A 22,060-nucleotide genomic window follows, 5' to 3' on the forward strand; every position below is an offset into this window, starting at 1 on the left:
GGATGATTTGAATGGGATAAAATCCCCGTTAATAGTAACAATAGATAATTGCTACCATTAACAGGTAGTTTAATTATTCTGAGGTGATCTGAGATTTGATCAATGTATGAAAGTCAGTGGAATAAGGAGGTAACATTCCCCACTCTCTACGAATATCATTATTCGGTGCATAGAAAACAGTTTTTAGGTGACTAAATGCCAAAAACCCTTCTTTACCGTGATAGTGACCCATACCTGATTTACCAGTACCACCAAACGGCGCATCATGCAATGCAGCATGCATTAAGGCATCATTGATGGTTACACCACCTGCGCGAACATCTTCCAGAACTTGCTTCTGCTCTTGTTGATCCTCACCAAAGTAATATAGAGCAAGTGGATTTGGGCGTGAATTGATATCCGTGAGAACATCATTAAAGTTTTCATAAGTTTTGATAACTAATGCTAAACCAAAAATCTCTTCATTCATGATCAAAATGTCAGACGGTGGGTTGATCACTAACGTTAATGGCATTCTTCGGCCAGTAGCATCACGTTCATCATGGCTCAGCTCAATCTGAACCCCTTGGCTTAACGCTTGCTCAATATAGTGGTGAATGCGTTCATAATGAGAGGCATTAATAATCGGTACCAAATCCGGGTTGTTAATCACCGTCGGATAGCAACGTTTGAACTCGGCTTTAATTTCTGCAACAACCGTATCTAAAGCATCAGATGGCACATAAACAATATCAGGACTGATACATATTTGCCCCCCATTAGTACCTTTGGCGATGGCAAGTTTCTGGCTAGCCTCTTTCAAGTTCGCTGATGAGCTGATGATAGCTGGGGATTTACCACCCAACTCGAGTGTCACTGGTGTTAAGTTTTCCGCTGCCGCAGCCATGACTTTTTTACCTACGCTAGGAGAGCCTGTGAAAACTATGTGATCAAATGGCGTGGCACAAAACGCTTTACTGACTTCGCTGTCGCCGGTGATCACACTAACCCAATTCGGATCAATATTGGTTTGGAGCAGTTCTGCAAGCACCTCAGCAGTACGTGGTGTCAATTCTGATGGCTTAAGAATGACACGATTTCCCGCTCCAACGGCACACGCTAATGGACTAAGAAGGGTATAAAGTGGGGCATTCCAAGTACCCATAATACCAATTACACCTTTGGGTTGATAGAGCACTTCAGCCTGAGCGCCAAGCTGTTCATATGGCGCAATCATGGATCTTTGTTCTGGCTTAAGCCATTGCTCTAGGTTATCTCTTGTATGCTTGAGAGAGCCAAGCGAACCTAGAATATCATTCATCATAGAAAAGGTTTGACTGCGGCCACCAAAATCAGCCTCCATCGCTTCTATGAGTGGTTGGTAATGATCGACGAGCAGTTGAATGACTTGCTGGATAATATCACGTCGCTCTTGAGCTGAACTGGTCTTGAACGCTTTATAAGCCGATACCTGTTGTTCGAAAGTACGGCTAAGGTGAGCAAAATTGTCTGACATCCATTTCTTCCTTATGTTTTGCTTAAGCACATCGATAAATCGTTAGACTGGATACGACGATGTTATCGATGTGCCCTTTATATTTATGAGTTAGCGCTATATTTTTGCTGCCACTTTCCATGCCGTGGAGAGCGCGCCTTCGATGTAGTCAAGAGATCCACAGTCACCAATTTGATGGACGGTATAGGTATCCGAAATATGGTTTGCTAATGTACTGTCAGTTTCTGCGCCTGAAGCGAGGATGACAGAGCCTGCGGGCAACGTTTGGATTTCCTCATTGCCTGCAAATGAAAAGTGGACTTGATTGGACGTGATCTCTTGAATAGAAACTTGGTTGTGCATTGTCACACCAAGCTTCTCGACTTCGTGCAACACTCGCCAGCGGCGAACAATTGACAGCTCTCTGCCTAATGTTTCACCTGGCTCTAATACCGTTACTTTTCGACCTCTCTGAGCAAGAAACTCCGCCAGTTCCAGACCAACCAGACCGCCACCGATAATACAAACGTTATCTGCTAGGGGCATCCAAAGATGGGAGAGCTTTCTTGTGGCTTCAACTGAGCCCGTAATACCACTCAATTGACCACTTTTGAGCAGGGTTCTTTGGAATAGATTGAACTTCTCTTTTCCAACATTACTGCCACCACTGGTCATCACTTTACGCAGCTCATCACCACTCCAGACATGCTTTTGTTCTACGCCTTTTATCTCAGGTTTACCTCTCAATGCTCCGGTCGCGACCACGACTTCGTCGGGCATTAGATCGGCTAATACAGATGGCGTCGCTTTGGTATTGAGCTTAACCGTGATCATTGGGTGGTCGATTTGCTGGTACAGGTAATCAAGCAGTTTGTTGTTCTCTGGGTACACCATTGAGGCGAAAAATAGCGTGCCGCCTAGACGTTTTTCTTGCTCAAGCAAGGTGACTTTGTGGCCACGTCTGGCGATTTGGCTCGCCGCCTCCATTCCGCCCGGACCACCGCCAATAATAACAACGTGTTTCTGACGTTCAGGGATGGAAAGAGGGTAGTGTTCTTCTTGCCCCATGGCTGGATTGACAGCACATTTAACACGTTGATTAATAAAAATTTGGCTTACACAAGTATAGCAGTAGATACAAGGACGAATGCTCTGAGGATTATTCGCCATTAGCTTGTTTGGCAGCTCTGGATCGGCGAGCAGTTTTCTTCCCATTGCGACAAAATCGCACTGACCCTTTTCAATCGCTCGGTTGGCGACTTCAGGCTCCAAACGGCCGACGGCGATGACTGGAATCACTAGTTGTTTCGCAACCTCTGTCGCCCAATCTAAAAATCCAGCAGGCTTATGGACCAATGGTGCTTCAGTAAAGGCATCACCACTGGTTGTCGTGGCATATGCAGAGATACTGACCGCGTCCACACCAAGTTTTTCTGACAGTTTGGCAACGCGTAGGCAATCATTGAGATCGATGCCATCAGGCGTTCGCATTTCGCATGCGTCAAGGCGTAACCAAACGGGGTAATCACTACCAACCCTTTGACGAACTGAGGCGATGATTTCGCGTAACAGGCGAGTTCGATTCTCGAAACTGCCGCCGTATTCATCGGTTCGTTTATTGTAATATCTAGATAAGAAGCCGGCGATGATATAGCTGTGTGCGGCGTGTATTTCTACACCGTCAAATCCCGCTCTTTTCGCACGATCCGCCGCGTCAGCAAACCAGGTGATCATCTGTTCAATATCTTTATGATCCATGACGCGAATTTTGACATTGCCCCCTTTAGGGCGGACAAACGATGCCAGTTCTTCTTTTGATAGCGCGGCCATCATGGCCATAGATGCTTTAGGTGGTATCGACGGCACCCAAAGTTCTCGCCCTTCGGCGATGTCTCGAACGGCGGTTTTACCAGCATGCTGTAGCTGAATGGCGACTTTTGCACCGTGCTTGTGCACGCGTTCAGTTAGCTGCTTTAGGCCGGGAAGAAATTCGTCGGATGAAAGCCCGACTTGATAAGGTTCTGCAGTGCCTGCGGGGTAGGCTATTGCGCCCACACCCATGGTGATCAATCCCGCGCCACCTTTTGCTCGTGCTTCGTAATAAGCTTGAATACGCTCACCACAATGGCCATCTGATTCAGCAAGATTTGTTCCCATCGGTGCAGATACAATGCGATTGCGCACCGTCATTGAACCGATCTTTCCGGGTTTTAGAAGATGCTCATAGCTACTCATATTTTACTGTCCTTGTTCGATTAACAGCCGTGAAGAAAATCTAAACAGGTGCGGTTAAACAGAGCAGTGTGCTCGACTTGAACCCAATGGCCGCATTGGTTTAGTAAAATGAATTTTGCTTCAGGCACATTGTCGAGAAACTTAAATACACCGGATGGCGGATTAAAGAGGTCATTGCTACCCCAAAAGCCAAGTACGGGACACGCCAACTTGTGCAGATCTTTTGTCATGTTTGGCACCATCATGGTTGAAAACAGTTGACTTGGTTGGGTAACAGCGACAGCAACACGCTCGCGCAGAATGTCGTCTGTCAGTTGTGACGAGTCATGAAGTTGCAGGCTCATCACTTCTCGCATTTCGTGGATTCCCATTGGCCCTTGGTTGTATGTGGCCACCATTTTTTGGATGCCTTCCATCTCAAAATACGTTTCGCGCTCTTCCACCCCACCAGGCGCCATTAGGATCAGTTTATTGACCGTTGAAGGGTACTGTAACGCTTGGCCAAGCGCGATCGCGCCGCCTAAAGAATTCCCTAATAAGGTACATGGCGAGAGACGTAAGGTTTCGATGATTTCATTGAGTACGCTGACAAAGAAGTCGAGGTTATAGTGCACATCACTAGGCTTATCTGAGCGACCAAAACCGGGAAGGTCGAGGACAATATTACGAAAGCCCTGTTGGGTAAATTCAGGATAGTTGCCTTTAAAGTTACTGTATCCGGATGCGCCTGGTCCACTGCCATGTAGCCAAATCACCACGTCGCCTTCGCCTTCGTCTAGGTAGTGTACCGTGAGTCCATTTTGCAATGTTAGATAATGCTGCTCAGGCAAATTTAGCTCCAAATTAGACATTGCTTTCTCCTTGTTGTTGTTATGCCTTTCAGTCGCAATGACTGTCATCTTGCCATCGTCCTTTGTTTGGCCTGATTTTACATCGTCCGTTTAGACCAGATAGACTTTTGCGCTATAGACGCTGATTAGTCCCGTTGGACGATGTTGAGAGATAAGATATTTATCAACATAGGCTTGGTTCAATTTTTTATAAAAAATTGAGGGATATTGAATGGCAGGTCGGCGCTATTAATTAATAAGAATAAACACCGTCAGTTTTTGCTAGGGTTGATGATTCAACTGCTCCGACTCGTCACTCAATTTCACGGAATGAATCCTTTGAATACAACAGGAAGTAATATGACAGACACAATGAGTCCGAAGGTGAGTGGCACCTATGACCAAGTAGCAGACGTCATTTTACCTGTTCCTCGCAGTGAGACACAGGCAAAAATGGATCGTCGAGCGAAAGCGGCGATGTTAATAAAACCGTCTGATCATTACACGTTGGCCGATCGGTTTGAACAACAAGTAAGCCAAATCGCTGAGCGTCCATTCTTGATTTATGACCATAACTCATGGAGCTACCGCGAGGTTGATCGTCAGGCAAACAAAATCGCACATGTTGCACATGAAAAAGGGTTAAAAGCTGGCGATGTATGTGCCATGGCCATTGAGAACCGTCCCGAATTCTTTTTTGTTTGGCTTGGTCTCGCCAAAATCGGTGTGACCGTTGCTTTCATTAATACCCAAATTCATGGCATGCCATTGGTGCATGCCATTGATGCGTGTCAACCAAGTATGGTGATTGTTGGAGAAGAGTGCGCGCCACTGTTTGCCCAAACCATGGATGAATTTGCTGATTTTGCCCAGCTACCGCTTTATTTATTACCGGACCAAGAAAAACCCGCTGATGAGCGCATTCATGCTCGATTTGATTTAGGTTTTGTCCATGCGTTGCAGGCCGCTAGCGCAGAACCGTTTGATAAGGCAGTTCGTTCATCGGTAACGGCGGAAACGCCATCACTACTGATTTTTACCTCAGGAACGACGGGATTACCTAAAGCGGCGATCTACAGCCACATGCGTTGGATGACCTCTGGTGATGTGATGCAAGTGACGTTAGATGCCAAAGAAGATGACACTTTTTATTGTTTTCTTCCTCTTTATCACGGCGCTGCCGCTACATCAGTCACTTCTACCGCACTAGCTGCTGGGTCGGCGATTGTATTACGACGTAAATTCAGTTCGAGCTCGTTCTGGTGTGACATAAAACAACATCAGGTTACCGTTGTTCAATATATTGGCGAAATCTGTCGTTATTTGTTGAATTACGATGACAATAGCAATCAGGCTTTGGGCAATCGTGACCATAAAGTGCGCGCGATGTTAGGGGCTGGCTTGACGGCTGAATCATGGCAACGTTGGTTGGATAAATTTGGTGCAATGGACATTTATGAAGGTTGGGGTTCAACCGAAGCCAACACAAACTTGATCAACTTAGATAATTATATTGGCTCGTGTGGTCGGGTTCCGGATAAGACCAAAACCAACTTTTTGTTGGTGAAATACGATGTTGAAGCGGATCAATACGTTAAAGATAGCAACGGATTTTGCATCCCATGTGAGCCGGGAGAAGTTGGTGAAGCGCTCGGCATGATCATTAATCATCCAGAGATTGGTGCGGGGCGATTTGAAGGTTATGTGTCTGCAGAGGCTACGGAGCAAAAAATTGTCCGAAATGTGCTTGCAGATAATGATGCTTATTGGCGCTCGGGTGACTTACTTCGTTATGATGACGATGGCTACTACTATTTTGTCGACCGAATTGGCGATACGTTCCGCTGGAAAAGTGAAAATGTGTCGACCCAAGAAGTTGCCACTGAACTGGCGGATTTTAAAGGTGCTGAAACGATCAATATCTATGGTGTACAAGTGCCAAATCATGAAGGTCGTGCAGGTATGGCCGCGGTAGTAATGCAAGAGGGGGCGATTTTTGACCCAGCGGCATTTTATCAGCTCACTGAGGAACGATTACCGCGTTATGCGGCACCACAATTTGTTCGTGTCTGTGGGGCAGCAGACATCACCACCACATTTAAGCTGCGTAAAGTGGATCTGCAACGACAAGGTTATGACCCAGAGGAGTGTCAAGACCCGTTGTATGTGCGCAATGAGAAAACGGCGACTTATGAACCGTACTCACTCGACGTACTTAAAGCAGTGGGGTATCCACCATTTCACCAAATTGAACAGGGATAAGGAAGTATAACAATGGGATTAAAAGGAACCGCAGCAATCGTTGGCGCGGCGCAGTATAAGCCTGAGAAATATCAAACTGCTCCGCAAATGTTTCACTTGGAGCAGGTGGCTGATCTTAGCCGTCGAGCGGTGCTTGATGCTGGGCTGAGTATGAAAGATGTCGATGGCCTTGTGCTACATGGCCCGCAATTTCATGAAGCGTCCATTTTTGTACCAGCGATGGCGGCAGAATACCTCGGGGTAGAAGTTAACTTTGCTGAAGTGGTGGATCTTGGTGGCTGTTCTTCGGTTGGGATGATCTGGCGCGCCGCTGCGGCCATTGAAATGGGCCTATGCCAAGCGGTTTTGTGTGTTATTCCTGCTCGCATGGCACCATTTGCTCCGGGTGAAGATTTAAGCTGGATGGCCGAGGCGATGCGCTACGGTGGTCATTCGACGGCGTTTGGTGCCCCTGAAGCGGAATTTGATCTGCCTTATGGCCACGTTGGCCAGAATACCGGCTATGCAATGATCGCCCAACGTTACGCCGCGAAATATGGTTATGATAAGCAAGCGATGGCTAAAATCGCGGTCGATCAACGATTTAACGCGCAGTATCATCCAGATGCCATCTTCAACGGACAAACGCTTACTGCTGAAGACGTACTAGCGAGTAAAGTGGTCGCCGATCCGCTTCATGTGCTTGAAATTGTGATGCCAGTTGCCGGTGGTGCTGCGGTATTGGTGACATCGAAAGAGTTGGCCACACGTGCGCGACACCGCCCTGCGTTTGTGAAAGGTTTTGGTGAACGCTTGTCCTATAAATCCCCCTCTTACAGTGAAGAGATGACAGTGACACCGCTAGAGCGAGCCGCGAAACAAGCCTTTACCATGGCTGGCGTGAAGCCAGAAGATATGAATGCGGCGCAGCTTTATGACTGCTACACCATTACCACGTTGCTCTCACTAGAAGACGCGGGGTTCTGCGGCAAAGGGGAGGGGATGTCGTTTGTTAAAGAACATAACTTGACGTTTAAAGGTGATTTTCCGCTGAACACCCATGGTGGTCAGTTAAGCTTCGGTCAATCGGGGGCGGCCGGTGGCATGTCGCAAGTGATAGAAGCCTTTCACCAAATCGCTGGCCGTGCAGATCAAAGGCAGTTGGCGAAATGTGACCAAATTTTTGTTAGTGGCACCGGTGGCGTGATGAGTGAGCAGGGCGCCCTGATCTTGCAAGGAGCATAAATCGATGAATCATACTAAACCAATGCCGTTAGCAACGGCGATTTCAACGCCTTTTTGGCAATCGCTAAAAGATGGTGTTGTTCGTATTCAACAATGCCAAGACTGTCAAGGCTGGGTCTTTTATCCACGCCACCATTGTTCACACTGCCTTAGTGACCAGTTGGAGTGGAAAGAGGTATCGGGAGAAGCGACGTTGTATAGCTTTACCATCGCTCGAGTGCCAACCATGGCTGAGTTTGCTAGCGATAAGCCGCAAGTGCTGGCGGTCGCTCAACTCAAAGAAGGTGTACAGATCAACACAACGATAGTGGGTGTTGAAGAAGCGGATCTAGCCGTTGGCATGCCGTTAAAGCCCGTTTTTGAAGAGGTGGATGCAGAAGGCACAACGCTGCTGCAATTCACGGCGAAGGAGGTTGACTTTGATAAGATCACTTACCAGAGCCCGCTTGAGTGCTTAAGTAAAAACGATCGTGGCCAGGTGAAAATTGGTGTCGAGAATACCGCCGCGATCAGCGCATTACCGTCGTTAGGCTTTACGCCTTGGAGTAACCAGATTACCGTCGATCAAGCACTTATTGATGATTTTGCTAAGCTATCGGGTGATGATTATTGGTTGCATACCGATCCAGAGCGAGCGGAGAAAGAGAGTCCATTTGGCTCTACGATTGCTCACGGTGCACTTGTTCAAGTGCTTCAGTCAAGATTTGATTTAGCACTTCCGTATGAAATTACCGGTTTTAGCACCATGATGAATTACGGCTCTGATCGCTTACGTTTTCCTGCCCCGGTGCCCGTTGATTCCGTGTTGCATGCGCGCGCGCGAGTGAAGTCTGCGACTCAAAGTCCAAAAGGCACTCAGCTGACGCTGGAAGTGATGACTCATGTAGTGGGTAATGAACGCCCATCAGTGATTAACGAGTTGGTTATTATTTATCGCTAGAGGGCAGCGACTACTTTAAGGTATAGAAAAGGGCCTGAATGTAAATTCAGGCCCTTTTGCTTTTTGATGATGGACACCGTTCATGAACAGAGAAGTCCCGCTAAGTGATGTGGTTACATATTATTTATGCAGCCTTATTGATATGAGATTGATTTTTTTTGCTATGGTTAATCTAGGTGCTTAATCAAGCATTTTTCGAGGCAAGGAATAAAATGCCATATTGATATTTATGAGTGAGCGACGGTGGACGAGATTCGAGTCATGGCTCACGATTCATGATGGGATCATGAAGGGGAAATCAGATGGGAAACACCAAAGTATTTGAACCACTAAAAAAAGTGGCGCTGGCGGCGTTATTCTTTTCTCTCTTTGGTTGCGGGGGAGGTGGTGATGGGGAGGTACAGTCGAGCTCGGATACCACGCCGCCAGTGATCTCTGTTATGGGGGATAATCCGGCGACGGTAGAGCAAGGGGAAACCTATAGTGATGCAGGAGCTACGGCTGACGATGCCGTTGACGGTTCAGTTACGGTAACAACAACAGGGGATGATGTTGATACGAGTAAAGTAGGCACTTATACCATTACTTATGTGGCAACGGATGCGGCTGGAAACGAAGCTTCTGCGAGCAGAACGGTAAAAGTACAAGCGGCAGTCACTAAGTCAGATACGACACCTCCGGTGATCACCGTATTGGGGGATAATCCAACGCAGATAAGCCAAGGTCAAACGTACAAAGACGCCGGCGCTACAGCAGATGATGATGTTGATGGATCTGTTGACGTTGTGACAACAGGGAGTGTCGATACCAATGTCACGGGCGATTACACCATGACTTACGAAGCGACGGACTCATCAGGTAACCAAGCTACCGCGACACGAACAGTAACGGTTGTTCAGTCGCAAGGCCCATTTGTATCTATCGAACAGGGGCTTTCGAGCATTGCGATGCTAGAAGGTGATGAAAAAATCATCGCGTTTGTCGTTAAGTTTATTGATGGCAATGCCGCAGAGTATGGCGTGCAGCTGGAACAATCGGTCACACCGGCAAGCGGTGTCTCCTATACCAGTAACTACCCTAATGGGGGATGGCTTGCCGCAGAAGATAACTCATGGGTCGTCAACGTGACATTGAATGCCGTAACCGCAGGTGAGTATACGTTCACCAGTGTGGTGAATTTGGTAGAAACAGGACAAACAATGACATTGTCGTTGCCAATTACGGTTACTGATACCGCGTCTCGAAGCTCAATGAAGTTAAGTACCCCTGGAACTGATAAAGACGCCATTACGCTCGGGCAAACTGAAGAGCTGATTGTCAGTGCCAAAGTAACACGTACCGCCACTGCTCCAGAGACGCTAACACTTGAACAAGTCGATGAGGCTGGGACTGGCGTTATTGCGACGCTCGGCTCACTGCGTGATGACGGTATCGCACCAGACATTGTGGCTAGGGATTTGGTTTACACCGGTTTGCACACCGTTTCTAAAAACAGTATCGGTGAACTTTATTACCGCGTTACCAATGGCGAGATCAAATCAGGAGTTCATACGCTTAGTGTTACTCAATTACCCACTTCAGTTGCTCCGTCAGATTTCAGTGCTCTTATTACCGATGAGAGTGGCAACCAAATCTTTAGTAACGAATTGTTGGTCAAGTTTGTAGATGTAACTAGCGAAGATCGTATACAGGAAATCGTCGCGTCAGAGAACGGTACAATTGTTGGTACGGTATTGAGTCTAGGGATTTACCAACTCCAAGTTGAAACCAATAATTCGTTATCTCGTTTAGAGCAAGTGATTGAATCTCTTCAAACATACACTGAAGTGGACTATGTCGAATACTCAGTGCTTGCGAGCATTGATGCTTATCCGAATGACAGTGAGTTTTTGAATCAATCCAATATGACCACAATACGTGCCGATAAGGCGTGGTATATCTCTTCTGGCGACACCCTTGTTGGTGTGGTGGATACTGGCATTGACTATACACACGCCGATTTAGACAGCAAAATTATTAAAGGAATCGATTCTGTCTCCGGTGATGATGATCCTATGGATGAAAATGGCCATGGCACCCACGTTGCGGGACTGATCGGGGCGGAATCAAACAATAGTGATGGTATCGCTAGTGTTGCTTGGAACAGTAAAATTTTGGCAGTTCGAGGTCTAGGCGGAAGTTACGCGGCACTGGTCTCTGCGATTCGCTATTCTGCGGACAGGGGCACTAAAGTAGTAAATATTAGTGGCGGTGGTTATGTCGATTCGGTCTCGCTAAATCGCGTGATTGACTATGCGTCGAATAAAGGGGCCTTAATCGTATCCACAGCCGGTAATGATGCGTCGAATAAGAGAAAGTACCCTTGTTATTATGAACAAACACTGTGCGTAGGAAACGCAACAGATCTTGATGAGAGAGCATCTTTAAGTAACTTTGGGACATGGGTTGATATTGCGGCACCGGGCGAAAATGCGCGTTCTACTCAGCTTGGCGGTGGTACGTCGATAAAATCGGGCACTAGTATGGCTGCGCCTTTGGTGTCGGGTTCTGCCGCGGTGATATGGACTCAACACCCTGAATGGGAACCAAAGCAAATTAGGGAGCGGTTGCTCAGGTCTGGTAAATCGGTTGACGCAGCACTGTTGATTGGTACAAGTCGCGTTGACCTTTTTGAGGCGGTGTTTAATGGTGGTTTTGAGATTGGGGACTTGGCTGAATGGGAAACTAGTGGTACCGCGAGTAGCATTACTGAACTGGGTAGTCTACGTCCACCTTCAGGGAATCGAATGGCGTTGTTGAGTACTGGTCCAGAAGAAGATCAAGCGGAAACAACCTTGCTCAAGTCATTTGTTATTCAGCCGGGCGTTACAGAGTTAACGCTTGAGTTTACTTACAATTTCCTTACCGAAGAGTATCCGGAATTTTTAGGCTCTCCATTTGATGACATATTGCTTATCACATTGACATTGCCCGATGGCACGCAACAAGAGTTAGCCCGTGATAGTGTGAATGACTCTGAGTTTACGCTCATTGACGGCATTGATTTTCCAGGAGGGGATGACACTGTGGGGCACATAGGGTTTAAGAACGTCAGCTTAACCATACCGGTGACACAAGGGCAAGGTGAGTACCGAATCAATATTTCAGACAGTGAAGATGATCTGTACGATTCCGTGTTGTTGATTGACGATATCGTCGTTAAGTAGTCAGCGTTTCAACTCGAATTGTCAACAGACAGTAGGCAGAGTGTATTTAGCTCTGCTTGCTGTCTGTTGCTAGCAAAAGAAGATAGTTGTTAGTATTAAATCAGTTCGTCTGCTTGTTGTTTGACTTTAAATTTGTCGAAGTACTTTTTGGTTAGATGCGGGACGAGTAAGCGCAGTGGCATTCTTTTCAAATGCCCTCTTAGGTAGAGGAATGTTTCTGCCAACCCATGTCCTGACTTTCTGTGAGGTGGAAATGAGCGGGTAAAAATGGCAAAGAAACAGAAATCCAATACAGTGAGATACAACCAATTGGGTCTGAACTGAGCATAGTGATCAATCACCGTGGTAGGAATTTGAGAGCAATAAATTTGCTGACTGTAACGTAACGCTAAGTAGATCGATGATTCGTTACCAATCGTACGACCAAGTTCGATGAGATCATCCCAAAATGACGCTTCTACAGAATAATGATTGATCAACAGAGCAATGTCGTAAAGATCTCTTAGCCCTTTGGCATATTCACTTTCGTAGAACAGATGAATGGCACTATGGGCGAGCATTGCATGTGGGGTGAGTACTTTTTGATTGGGGTCATCGCTAAACGGAAGTGATTGTTCGAATAAATGTTTATTATTAATGGACTCTTTTAATGTCTTCGGCAGGATATTGAAATGTACATCCAGTTCTACTTGGCGATAAATATGTCGTAATGGCGGGATCTCTTGCGACCAATTGCGGTAGAATTTTTCATCGTAACTATTCACCGGAGCAGGCATCCAGCCATGAGATCTTAGTGCGGCTTCGACCTGTGGTAAGTCTTCCTCCTGCACAAGAACATCAATATCGCTCATCATTCTTCCTGAGAAGTTACTCATGTTATTTAAGTGGTAGGCGCTGCCTTTCAAATAGATCCAATTGATGTTGAGTGGAGAGAGCGCATGAGCAATTTCGTCAGTTTCAACCGCCAATTTTCTGCGCTGGTTGTCGTAAAATAGTGTGGCAGTATCGAGCTGTTGGCGAAATTTTTTAGGTAGACGAGACCATACTCCACGTGTATTACAATGATACTTAAGCTGTCCCAACATATTAAAATATCGAGCTTCAGCTACGATATTCGATAATGTTGCCGGCGAGACTTCGATTAACTGTTCAGGCTGAACTAATACATCAACTAGCTTTATCACAACGGTTTTCTGCCTCCAAGTAATGGCTTAGTGCTTGCTCACAATCTTGAAAATTACTGTACTCTACATAGAGATTTTCACAGGTGTTGATAAGTTTTTTTGCACATTGAAACCCATTGTTATTCAACAATCCGAAGTTAAAACAGTTTTGGATTAGTTCAGTTAATGCAACTGCCGAGTCCATACGTTCTATATATAAAGGTTCATCTGGGTTAAAATTCACCATGACAATTAAGCTTGGCTTCGCGGTCTCTTGCGCCCGTATTGAGCTTGAAAGAGGAGGCTTCACTAAGCAAATGGAACCTTTATGTGTATCAACAGCAATGTCACTAAAATGGTCATCACTAAAATAGGGTTTGATGACGTCAATGGATTGGTTCTTTAGGCTGATGGGTCTGGCAAGGGCGTGTATAGCCAAGCTTTCGGTATGCACTAATGCTAATTCATCCGAGAGTAAACGCCAACCTTGGGAAGCTAAATAGGCACAGAGGGTACTTTTCCCTGATCCAGAAGGTGCTGAAATAATAATGCCTTTACCGTTCTTTTCTAATGAAGCTGCATGGATGATCAAGTGTTGATGAGCTTGGGTCGAAATAACCCAGTTCATTCCCCATTCAAGCAGTGCGTGGGCTTGAGAAAGGGGGAGTGGTTTAAAGGGAGCCAGATGATTAAAATAAAATGCAACTTGTGGTTTAAAAAAACGACGATACCAACAACCATGTTTGATTGCGATATAGTAATCAACATATGTTTGTGAAGAAGGCTCTTTTAAGTTGGAGCGATAGTGCGTGCAAAGGTAGTCATGGATGGTAGAAACGTTAGATTCAATCTGAAAAGTAAACTCCCCCACTTGAAGTAGGTATAATCGATTCTTAAGGAACATTAATGGACTCACTCCTTGAGCAAAATTATCCTCATTGATATCAGTTTTACGATGATATCATTAATCCATTGAGTTTCGTGTTGGCTAATTTTAACTTTAGATGGATTATTTTGTTTCTGTACTAAATCTACTAGAAAACGGAGTGCTTTTCTTTCACATAATAAGGTTTCACATGTGAATGGACTAAAAATCACCACGTTATGTTCGCTAGTAAACACGCTATCTTTCAAGCAAAACGCTGGATTTATTTCGATATTGTCTGCTTGATGTAAATTTTTAAGTAAATGATTTATTATCAAACGTTATCCCACCTATTAAGACGAGTCGTTACGTCAAGCATCGCTTGCGAATATTTTGTCCCACTTGTTTCCTGTAATTGTTTTGTTTCAATATCCCAAAGGATGGTGTTAACGGAACGAAACAGTGCTTCTTTGAATACTTTTTGAACGTAGGTCTCATCGCCAACGTAGTTTATCGGAGAAGGGTGAAATAAACCGTTGAGAAAACCAGCTGTGACGCAGCAATGGAAGTTTGGAACGCCATTGAGCACATCAATATTTACTTTCTGCTTACTTTCAATATTCTCGAACTCTAACCAGAAGCTTGTGTCAGATCTCATTAGGCATTGCAATAATGCGGGGTTTTCTGTGTCAGGATTCACTCGGTAGCGCCAGGTTTTGCTCATCCGAGGTTGTATCTTATAGGAGCTGAGATTGTGGGGGAACAATTCATGAAACGGAGTAGTGGCGTAATATCCTTGCTTCTCCAGTTCTTGATTTACTATCTCATTGTCACCGATGAAGGTGTTAATCCAGTATAACGGGCTTTTGGCCTGAGTCTGACAGTTATGGGGGTGGGAAGCATTACCGGACAATTGCGAAACGATACTACATTGATCGCTATAGAGGCCTCCTCCCCAAGCAACAGGGCTTTTTACGGATAATAAAATCGGTGAAGTAACCGCAGCTGAACGAATGAATCGTCTTCGTGAAAAGCGCGACGTTGCAGCTGCATTTTGATCGTCGCTCCGTTGAATGTTAGTAATGTTGTCACCATCTGGCATTGTTTTTGGTTTCTCTTTGTTATCCATAACTTTCACCGATTTGAAATCTCAGAAGTATTTGTTTTTTAGCTACAACAGAATGAGTGTAGTCTACTTATTGCATTTGTTCCCGAAAACTCAAGTCAAAACAACAATTCAACCTTTAGTCTTAATGGACGATGAGAGATTTCCATAACCTTTCGATAATTGCCAGTGTGTAATAATCAGAGGACGAGAATATGGATATCAAGGCGCTCGGGTATTTTGTAGCCCAGACCGATGACTTGAATAAGTGGCAACACTATGCAGAGCAAGTATTGGGCATGTCTACCCACCCAGCCCCAAGTGGCGGCCTATACGTAAAAATGGATGAGCGTCCATTTCGTATGCTCATTATTGAAGGAAGCGAGAATCGTTATATCGCTTCAGGTTGGGAGCTGGCTTCTAAAGGCGCATTCGATGCCGCCCTTGAAAAGCTCACCGAGCATCAGGTGCCATGGGAGCTAGCCGACAACGAGCAATGTACGCAACGTGGTGTGCAACAGCTAGTGACATTTAACGACCCTGCTGGCAACACTCATGAAGTGTACTGGGGATTCCTATCAGGTTGCGAACCGCTTGTTTCTCCTCAGGGCGTCCCTCGTTTTCTTACCGATGAAATGGGGCTTGGCCATACCGTTCTTCCTGCTCCTAATTTTGACGAAACGCACCAGTTCTTAACCGAAGTGATGGGTTTCCAACTTTCCGATATTTTCAATTTCCGTCCAACAGAAGACGCGCCAAGTGCTCGTATTTACTTTATGCACTGTAATAATCCTCGTCACCACAGCCTTGCAATCTGCGAGTTTCCTGTGCCATCGGGCTGTGTACACACCATGGTTGAAGTGGATTCCATGTCGGAAGTGGGGCGAGCGAATGACCGCCGTATTGAACATGGTGTCCAGCTATCAGCGACGCTGGGTCAGCATCTGAATGACAAAATGACCTCTTTTTACATGCAGACGCCTTCAGGTTTCGATATGGAATTTGGCTACGGCGGCCTACAGGTCGATTGGGATAACCACAGTGCCTTTGAATTTACTCGTGTCAGCCTATGGGGACACGATTTTTCGGTCGGACAGGAGAAATAAGATGAATAAGGAAATGACCATTGAGCAGATGGTGAACTCCCTCGAAGATGGGATGACGATCGGAATCGGGGGGTGGGGGCCTCGCCGTAAACCAATGGCGTTGATTCGCGCCATTTTAAACTCAGACGTGAAAGACCTTACCGTTGTCGCTTATGGCGGTGCGGACGTCGGCATGTTGTGTGCTGCAGGGAAAGTGAAAAAACTCATTTTTGCCTTCGTTTCTCTTGATTTCATCCCACTTGAGCCTTTCTTCCGCCAAGCGCGCCAAAAAGGTGAATTAGAAGTGATGGAAATTGATGAAGGGATGATGTTGCTCGGGTTACGAGCTGCTGCTTGGGGGTGCCCTTATATCCCAACAGCCTTGGGTTTAGGCACCGATGTGGTTTCGGTGAACCCTGATTTGAAGCGTGTTGACAGCCCTTATGATGACAAAGAGTGGGTGGCAATGCCGGCTCTGAAACTGGATGTTGCGCTCGTGCACGTCGACAAAGCCGATCGACGAGGTGTTTGCCAAATCAAAGGACCAGATCATTACATGGATGATTGGTTTGCTCGTGCGGCAGATAAGACATTTGTCAGCTGTGAAGCGCTCGTTGAATCGGACGCGTTCTACAGCGCAGAAGAATCACGTTATGTGCTTTGGGAGCGCTGTCATACCACGGGTGTTGTTGAGGTGGCTGGAGGGGCTCATCCAACGTCTTGCGCGCCATTGTACGGCTTTGATACCGCGCACTTTAAAGAGTATGCCGGATTCGCCCGTGAAGGTGGATTCGAAGGCTACTACGCCAAGTTTATTGAGCATCAAAATGAGCAAGGCTATCAGGAAAAAGTGGGTGGTTTGGATGCCATTCGACAGTTAGCACTACCTGTTTACTAGAGGATGATACGATGACAGTTGCAAAAGACTACAGCCTTGCCGAGTTAATGATCTGTGCCGGTGCAGAAGCCTTTCGCCATGATGGAGAAGTGCTCGCAACCGGGATCGGTGTGATCCCGCGTCTTGCTGCCAGCCTGGCAATGAAGACAAGCAACCCTGATTTGATGATGACAGACTCAGAGGCATTCCTGCTATCTGAGCCGAATCCAATTGGTCAACGCAGCGAGCAGTTTATCCAGAAAAATGAAACTTGGATGGGATTTTCGCGCATTTTTGACAACGTGTGGAGCAAAAAGCGACACGCCATGGTCGGGCCAACCCAAATTGACCAGTTTGGTCAGGCGAATATTTCTGCATTGGGCAGCGATTACCAGCGTCCAAAAGTGCAAATGTTGGGTGTGCGTGGCTTTCCAGGAAACTCGATTTGTCATGCGAACTCATTTTTCGTTCCTGATCACAATAGCCGTGTGTTCGTCAGCGGTGAATGCGACATGGTGGCGTCAATTGGTAAAAACCCAGCGCGACTACCTAAAGGTTACTCGCTGGATGATATCGACCTGCGCTTGGTTATCACCAACCTTGCCGTAATGGACTGGCAAGGACCTAACAACCAGCTGCGTGTGCTCAGTGTGCACCCAGGTGTATCGGTGGATGACGTGGTTGCCAACACGGGCTTTGAGATCTTTGTGCCGGATGTTGTCAGTGTGACTCCTGCGCCAACGATTGAGCAACTGGAGATCATTCGTCAGTTAGATCCGCATAATATTCGTGCTCGACAATTAAAAGACAATCCTCCTGGCGTTCGTGTATCTGAGGCTGCTGAAAAGGAGAGCGTGGTATGAGCGAAGAAACAATTTTGATTGACGACGTGGTTGAATACCAAGTTCGTAGTGGTATCGCGGTCGTCACGATGGCAAGACCGCAATACAACAACGCGCAGAATGGTCAAATGACTTATGCCTTGGATAATGCTTTTAAGCGTGCTTGTGATGACGACGATGTTAAAGCCATTGTTCTGTGTGGCGCGGGTAAGCACTTTTCCGCCGGTCACGATATAGGCTCTCCGGGCCGCGATGTGGATCAGAGCTTTGATCGTACAAGCCTTTGGTATGACCATACCAATAAGCCTGGGGGCGAGTTCCAATACGCCCGTGAGCAGGAAGCGTATTTAGGCATGTGCCGCCGTTGGAGAGAAATGCCGAAGCCAACCATTGCAATGGTGAATGGTGCCTGTATTGCAGGCGGCTTGATGCTGGCCTGGGTGTGCGACCTTATCGTTTGTTCGGAAGACAGTTTCTTTCAAGATCCTGTGGTACGAATGGGGATTCCTGGCGTGGAATATTTTGCTCACGTGTTTGAGATGAACCCACGTGTCGCGAAAGAGTTTCTGTTCTTGGGTGAGCGAATGAGCGCACAGCGCGCTTATGAGCTTGGCATGGTGAATCGCGTTGTTGCAAGAGAAGACCTTGAAGCAGAAACGTTCAAAATGGCGGAAAAAATCGCCGAGATGCCAAGGCTTGGTCTGCAACTGACCAAGCAAGTCGTCAATACCATTGAAGATATCATGGGCAAACGCACTTCAATGGATATGGCGTTTGGTTTTCACCACTTTGCTCATGCTCACAACCAATTGATTTCTGGTGACAAACTGTCGGGATTTGATGCAAAAGCGATGGCAAAAGCCAACAAGCAGCAACACGCTGAATCTGAGAAAGTGAGGTAGGCGCATGTTACAGACAGAGCTCACCCAAAAACTCGGTTGTCGATACCCAATTGTGCAGACGGCAATGGGGTGGGTGTCGGATTCAAACCTAGTGATTGCCACCACAAATGCAGGCGGCTTTGGCTTTCTGGCTGGTGCAACCATTAACCCAGATGACTTGGAAGATGAGATTAAGCGTGTCATCTCTCACACCGGCAGCCGAAACTTTGGTCTCAATTTCCATATGTTTCAGGAAAATGCTGCGCAATGTGTCGACTTGGCCATTGAATACCAACTGAAAGCGATCAGTTACGGTCGTGGTCCTGATAAAGAAACCATTGCGCGTTTGAAAGCTGCCGGGGTGCTATGTATCCCAACCGTCGGTGCAGTAAAACATGCGGTGAGTGCGGTGAAACTCGGTGCCGATATGATCACCATTCAAGGCGCTGAAGGTGGCGGCCATACTGGTGGCGTTCCATCTTCTATTTTGCTTCCTCAAGTGTTGGATGCGGTTGATGTGCCAGTGATTGCCGCTGGCGGTTTTTCTACGGGGCGTGGTTTGGCATCGGCGCTAGGTGCTGGCGCCTGTGGTATCGCGATGGGCACCCGCTTTTTGATGACCACGGACTCGCCAACACCGAGTGCGACGCTGGAGCGTTATCTCAACGTCAGAGACCCGCAACAAATTCAAGTCACCACTGCGGTGGACGGACTTAGACACCGAATGATTGCCACTTCCCTGATTAGAAAGCTTGAAAAATCGAGTGCAATGGGACGTCTTCTGATTGCCCTTAAAAGTGCATGGGAATGGAAGAAGCAAACCAACATGACATTCCTGCATATGCTGAGTGTATTTTTTAAAGCGTTAAAAGAAGATCCAGCAGAGCTGTCACAAACCGTTATGGCGGCGAATCAGCCAGTGTTGTTACAACACTCGATGGTTGATGGTCACCCTGATCAAGGTATTTTACCAAGTGGGCAGGTTGCCGCGGCGATTGATGAACTGGTTTCTGCTGAGCAGCTTATTCACGGCATTGCGGAAGAAGCGGATCAGTGTTTAAACCGCTTGTATCAGGAGAATGCCAACCATTTTATCTATATGCACAAGGAAGTGAGTTAGATGACACAACGAAATAATCAAATCGATGCGTTTAGCATCGTTATCGATAATGGAATTGCGGAGCTTGTTATTGAAAAGCCGCCAGTGAATGCCCTGGACAGCCATGAATGGCTTGCGTTAGCTCAAGCGATTGACCAGCTTGGCAATGAGGAGCAGGTTAAAGTGATTGTGATTCGATCACAAGGACGTGGCTTTTGTGCCGGTGTTGATATTAAGGAGCTGGATCAGTACCCAGAGCGTATTGTTCAAGTGAATGCGGGTAACTACGCCACGTTTAAAGCGGTGCATCGTAGCTCGGTTCCGGTGATCGTCGCGGTGCACGGTTATGTGCTTGGCGGTGGCATTGGTATTACTGGTGCGGCTGATATTGTCATCGCTTCGGAATGTGCCACTTTTGCCCTGCCTGAAGTTGATCGCGGTGCGATGGGCGGTGGCGCGCATCTACAACGCCTATTCCCAGTACAAAAAGTGCGTTACATGTTCTTTACTGGCGAAACGGTGACCGCACAAGAGGCGGATCGTTATGGCTTTATTGAGCGTATCGTTCCTCATTCTCAGTTAAGAGAAACCGCGTTAGAGATCGCAAGCAAGATCGCAGCGAAAAGCCCGGCGATGATACGCATCGCAAAAGAGGCACTGAACGGTATCGAAGATGGTGATTTAGAAGCTAAATACCGTTGGGAACAAGGATTTACACTGGAAGCTTACACTCGTCCAGATTCAGCAGAAACACGACGCGCGTTTGTTGAAAAACGTGAAGCGCGTTTCGATGTGTAATGGAGGACATAAACCACCATGGAACTAATTTTTAATGATAAACAACGAGCTTTTCGCGACGAAGTACGCCAGTGGCTCGCTGAAAATGTACCTCGTGAGCCATTAGCCAGCTACGACACCAAAGAAGGCTTTGAACAGCATCGTGCGTGGGAGAAAAAACTGTCTGACGCGCGCCTTTCTATGGTGATGTGGCCAGAAGAGCTCGGTGGCCGCGGTTGTGACCTGATTGATTGGCTGATATTCGAAGAGGAGTATTACGGTGCAGGCGCGCCAATGCGTGTTAACCAAAATGGCCAGTTACTGCTTGGCTCAACGTTGATTGATTTTGGCACCGAAGCGCAAAAGCAGCAATTTCTGCCTCGCATGGCATCGAGCGAAGACATGTGGGCTCAAGCGTGGTCTGAGCCTAATGCAGGCTCTGATATGGCGGCCATCACCAGCAAAGCAGTTCGTGACGGTGACGAATACGTTATTAATGGCCAGAAGACCTGGTCAACTCGAGCCATTTTTGCCGACTGGTGTTTTGGCCTGTTTCGCAGTGAACCAGACTCGACACGCCACCATGGCCTGTCTTATATCATGGTGAAATTGGACACGCCGGGTGTGACTATCCGTCCAATCAAGGCACTGAACGGCAAAGAGGCGTTTGCGGAAATCTTTTTTGACAACGTACGTGTGCCGGTTGAAAACCGCATCGGTGACGAAGGTCAAGGCTGGAAGGTAGCGATGGCGACCGCGGGCTTTGAACGTGGATTGTTGCTGCGTTCACCCGCTCGATTCCAGCAGACGGCTCGCGAGCTGATCAAATTGTTTCACGAAAACATGCAGCATGCTGAGCAAAATCCACAACTTGCCGTGGAAGTCGCCAACGCGTGGTCGGATGCACAAGCTTACGCTTTATCGGCGTACTACACAGTGGGGCGACTCAGTAAAGGCGAAAAAATCGGCGCCGAATCCAGCGTAAACAAAATCTTTTGGTCAGAGCTGGATTTAAAAATGCATGAGCTGGCGATGGAAATTCTCGGTGCGAGAGGCGAACTGATAGGAGAACAAAGTTCGAAATGGCTAGAAGGCTTCCTCTTTTCTCATGCGGGTCCTATCTACGCAGGAACGAACGAAATTCAACGCAACATCATTGCCGAGCGTATGCTTGCGCTACCAAAAAGTTGAGGTG

The 22,060-nt window shown here is 46.9% G+C and carries 17 protein-coding genes; 11 read left to right on the top strand and 6 right to left on the bottom strand.

Annotated features, from left to right (window positions below; all coding sequences use genetic code 11):
- Nucleotides 1-73: 73 nt before the first annotated feature.
- From AK966_RS14770 to AK966_RS14780, 3 genes are all read right to left on the bottom strand, one after another.
- Nucleotides 74-1,495: a coniferyl aldehyde dehydrogenase gene (locus AK966_RS14770; protein ID WP_119464437.1), complete on the bottom strand. Its 1,422-nt coding sequence runs from the start codon at nt 1,493-1,495 to the stop codon at nt 74-76.
- A gap of 96 nt (nt 1,496-1,591) precedes the next feature.
- Nucleotides 1,592-3,709, bottom strand: a complete 2,118-nt coding sequence (locus AK966_RS14775; protein WP_099079431.1) for an FAD-dependent oxidoreductase — start codon at nt 3,707-3,709, stop codon at nt 1,592-1,594.
- 20 nt (nt 3,710-3,729) lie between these two features.
- Nucleotides 3,730-4,560 carry an alpha/beta fold hydrolase gene (locus AK966_RS14780; protein WP_099079430.1) on the bottom strand — a complete coding sequence of 277 codons (831 nt, stop codon included), beginning with the start codon at nt 4,558-4,560 and terminating at the stop codon, nt 3,730-3,732.
- Nucleotides 4,561-4,899: 339 nt separating this feature from the next.
- Here AK966_RS14780 and AK966_RS14785 point away from each other — a divergent pair, with 339 nt between their 5' ends.
- The 4 genes from AK966_RS14785 (at nt 4,900) to AK966_RS14800 (ending at nt 12,171) form a co-directional block, all read left to right on the top strand.
- The gene (locus AK966_RS14785; RefSeq protein ID WP_119464438.1) at nt 4,900-6,801 is read left to right on the top strand and encodes a long-chain-acyl-CoA synthetase; all 1,902 of its coding nucleotides are present in this window, start codon (nt 4,900-4,902) and stop codon (nt 6,799-6,801) included.
- Between the two features lie 12 nt (nt 6,802-6,813).
- Nucleotides 6,814-8,025: a thiolase family protein gene (locus AK966_RS14790; RefSeq protein ID WP_099079428.1), complete on the top strand. Its 1,212-nt coding sequence runs from the start codon at nt 6,814-6,816 to the stop codon at nt 8,023-8,025.
- A gap of 4 nt (nt 8,026-8,029) precedes the next feature.
- Entirely contained in the window at nt 8,030-8,965 is a 936-nt protein-coding gene (locus AK966_RS14795) for an OB-fold domain-containing protein (protein ID WP_099079427.1), read from the top strand.
- Between the two features lie 302 nt (nt 8,966-9,267).
- On the top strand, nt 9,268-12,171 hold the full coding sequence (locus tag AK966_RS14800) for a S8 family serine peptidase (RefSeq protein WP_119464439.1): 2,904 nt from the start codon (nt 9,268-9,270) through the stop codon (nt 12,169-12,171).
- A 95-nt stretch (nt 12,172-12,266) separates the two neighbouring features.
- On the opposite strand, the gene AK966_RS14805 is transcribed toward AK966_RS14800, so the two are convergent.
- The 3 genes from AK966_RS14805 to AK966_RS14820 form a co-directional block, all read right to left on the bottom strand.
- Nucleotides 12,267-13,355 carry a nucleotidyltransferase family protein gene (locus AK966_RS14805; protein WP_099079425.1) on the bottom strand — a complete coding sequence of 363 codons (1,089 nt, stop codon included), beginning with the start codon at nt 13,353-13,355 and terminating at the stop codon, nt 12,267-12,269.
- On the bottom strand, nt 13,339-14,238 hold the full coding sequence (locus AK966_RS14810; RefSeq protein WP_099079424.1) for an HprK-related kinase A: 900 nt from the start codon (nt 14,236-14,238) through the stop codon (nt 13,339-13,341). The genes AK966_RS14805 and AK966_RS14810 overlap by 17 nt, the downstream gene beginning before the upstream one ends.
- Nucleotides 14,239-14,533: 295 nt before the next feature.
- Nucleotides 14,534-15,328 (bottom strand): hypothetical protein, encoded by a 795-nt coding sequence (locus tag AK966_RS14820; protein ID WP_099079422.1) that lies wholly within the window; start codon nt 15,326-15,328, stop codon nt 14,534-14,536.
- Between the two features lie 191 nt (nt 15,329-15,519).
- Here AK966_RS14820 and AK966_RS14825 point away from each other — a divergent pair, with 191 nt between their 5' ends.
- The 7 genes from AK966_RS14825 to AK966_RS14855 are packed head-to-tail and all read left to right on the top strand — an operon-like array spanning nt 15,520 to nt 22,056.
- On the top strand, nt 15,520-16,410 hold the full coding sequence (locus AK966_RS14825) for a VOC family protein (RefSeq protein WP_119464441.1): 891 nt from the start codon (nt 15,520-15,522) through the stop codon (nt 16,408-16,410).
- Nucleotide 16,411: 1 nt separating this feature from the next.
- Nucleotides 16,412-17,287 (top strand): CoA transferase subunit A, encoded by an 876-nt coding sequence (locus AK966_RS14830; RefSeq protein ID WP_119464442.1) that lies wholly within the window; start codon nt 16,412-16,414, stop codon nt 17,285-17,287.
- An 11-nt stretch (nt 17,288-17,298) separates the two neighbouring features.
- A complete protein-coding gene (locus tag AK966_RS14835) occupies nt 17,299-18,129 on the top strand; it encodes a CoA-transferase subunit beta (RefSeq protein WP_099079419.1) in 831 nt (276 codons plus the stop codon).
- Nucleotides 18,126-19,010 carry an enoyl-CoA hydratase gene (locus tag AK966_RS14840; RefSeq protein ID WP_099079418.1) on the top strand — a complete coding sequence of 295 codons (885 nt, stop codon included), beginning with the start codon at nt 18,126-18,128 and terminating at the stop codon, nt 19,008-19,010. The genes AK966_RS14835 and AK966_RS14840 overlap by 4 nt, the downstream gene beginning before the upstream one ends.
- A 4-nt stretch (nt 19,011-19,014) precedes the next feature.
- Nucleotides 19,015-20,109 (top strand): nitronate monooxygenase family protein, encoded by a 1,095-nt coding sequence (locus AK966_RS14845; protein WP_119464443.1) that lies wholly within the window; start codon nt 19,015-19,017, stop codon nt 20,107-20,109.
- Nucleotides 20,110-20,886 (top strand): enoyl-CoA hydratase family protein, encoded by a 777-nt coding sequence (locus AK966_RS14850; protein WP_119464444.1) that lies wholly within the window; start codon nt 20,110-20,112, stop codon nt 20,884-20,886. It begins immediately after the preceding gene.
- A gap of 18 nt (nt 20,887-20,904) precedes the next feature.
- Nucleotides 20,905-22,056, top strand: coding sequence for an acyl-CoA dehydrogenase family protein (locus tag AK966_RS14855; RefSeq protein ID WP_119464445.1), 1,152 nt, complete (start codon nt 20,905-20,907; stop codon nt 22,054-22,056).
- Nucleotides 22,057-22,060 lie beyond the last annotated feature (4 nt).

The organism is Vibrio sp. PID23_8, assembly GCF_003584965.1.
Taxonomy (GTDB): Bacteria; Pseudomonadota; Gammaproteobacteria; order Enterobacterales; family Vibrionaceae; genus Vibrio.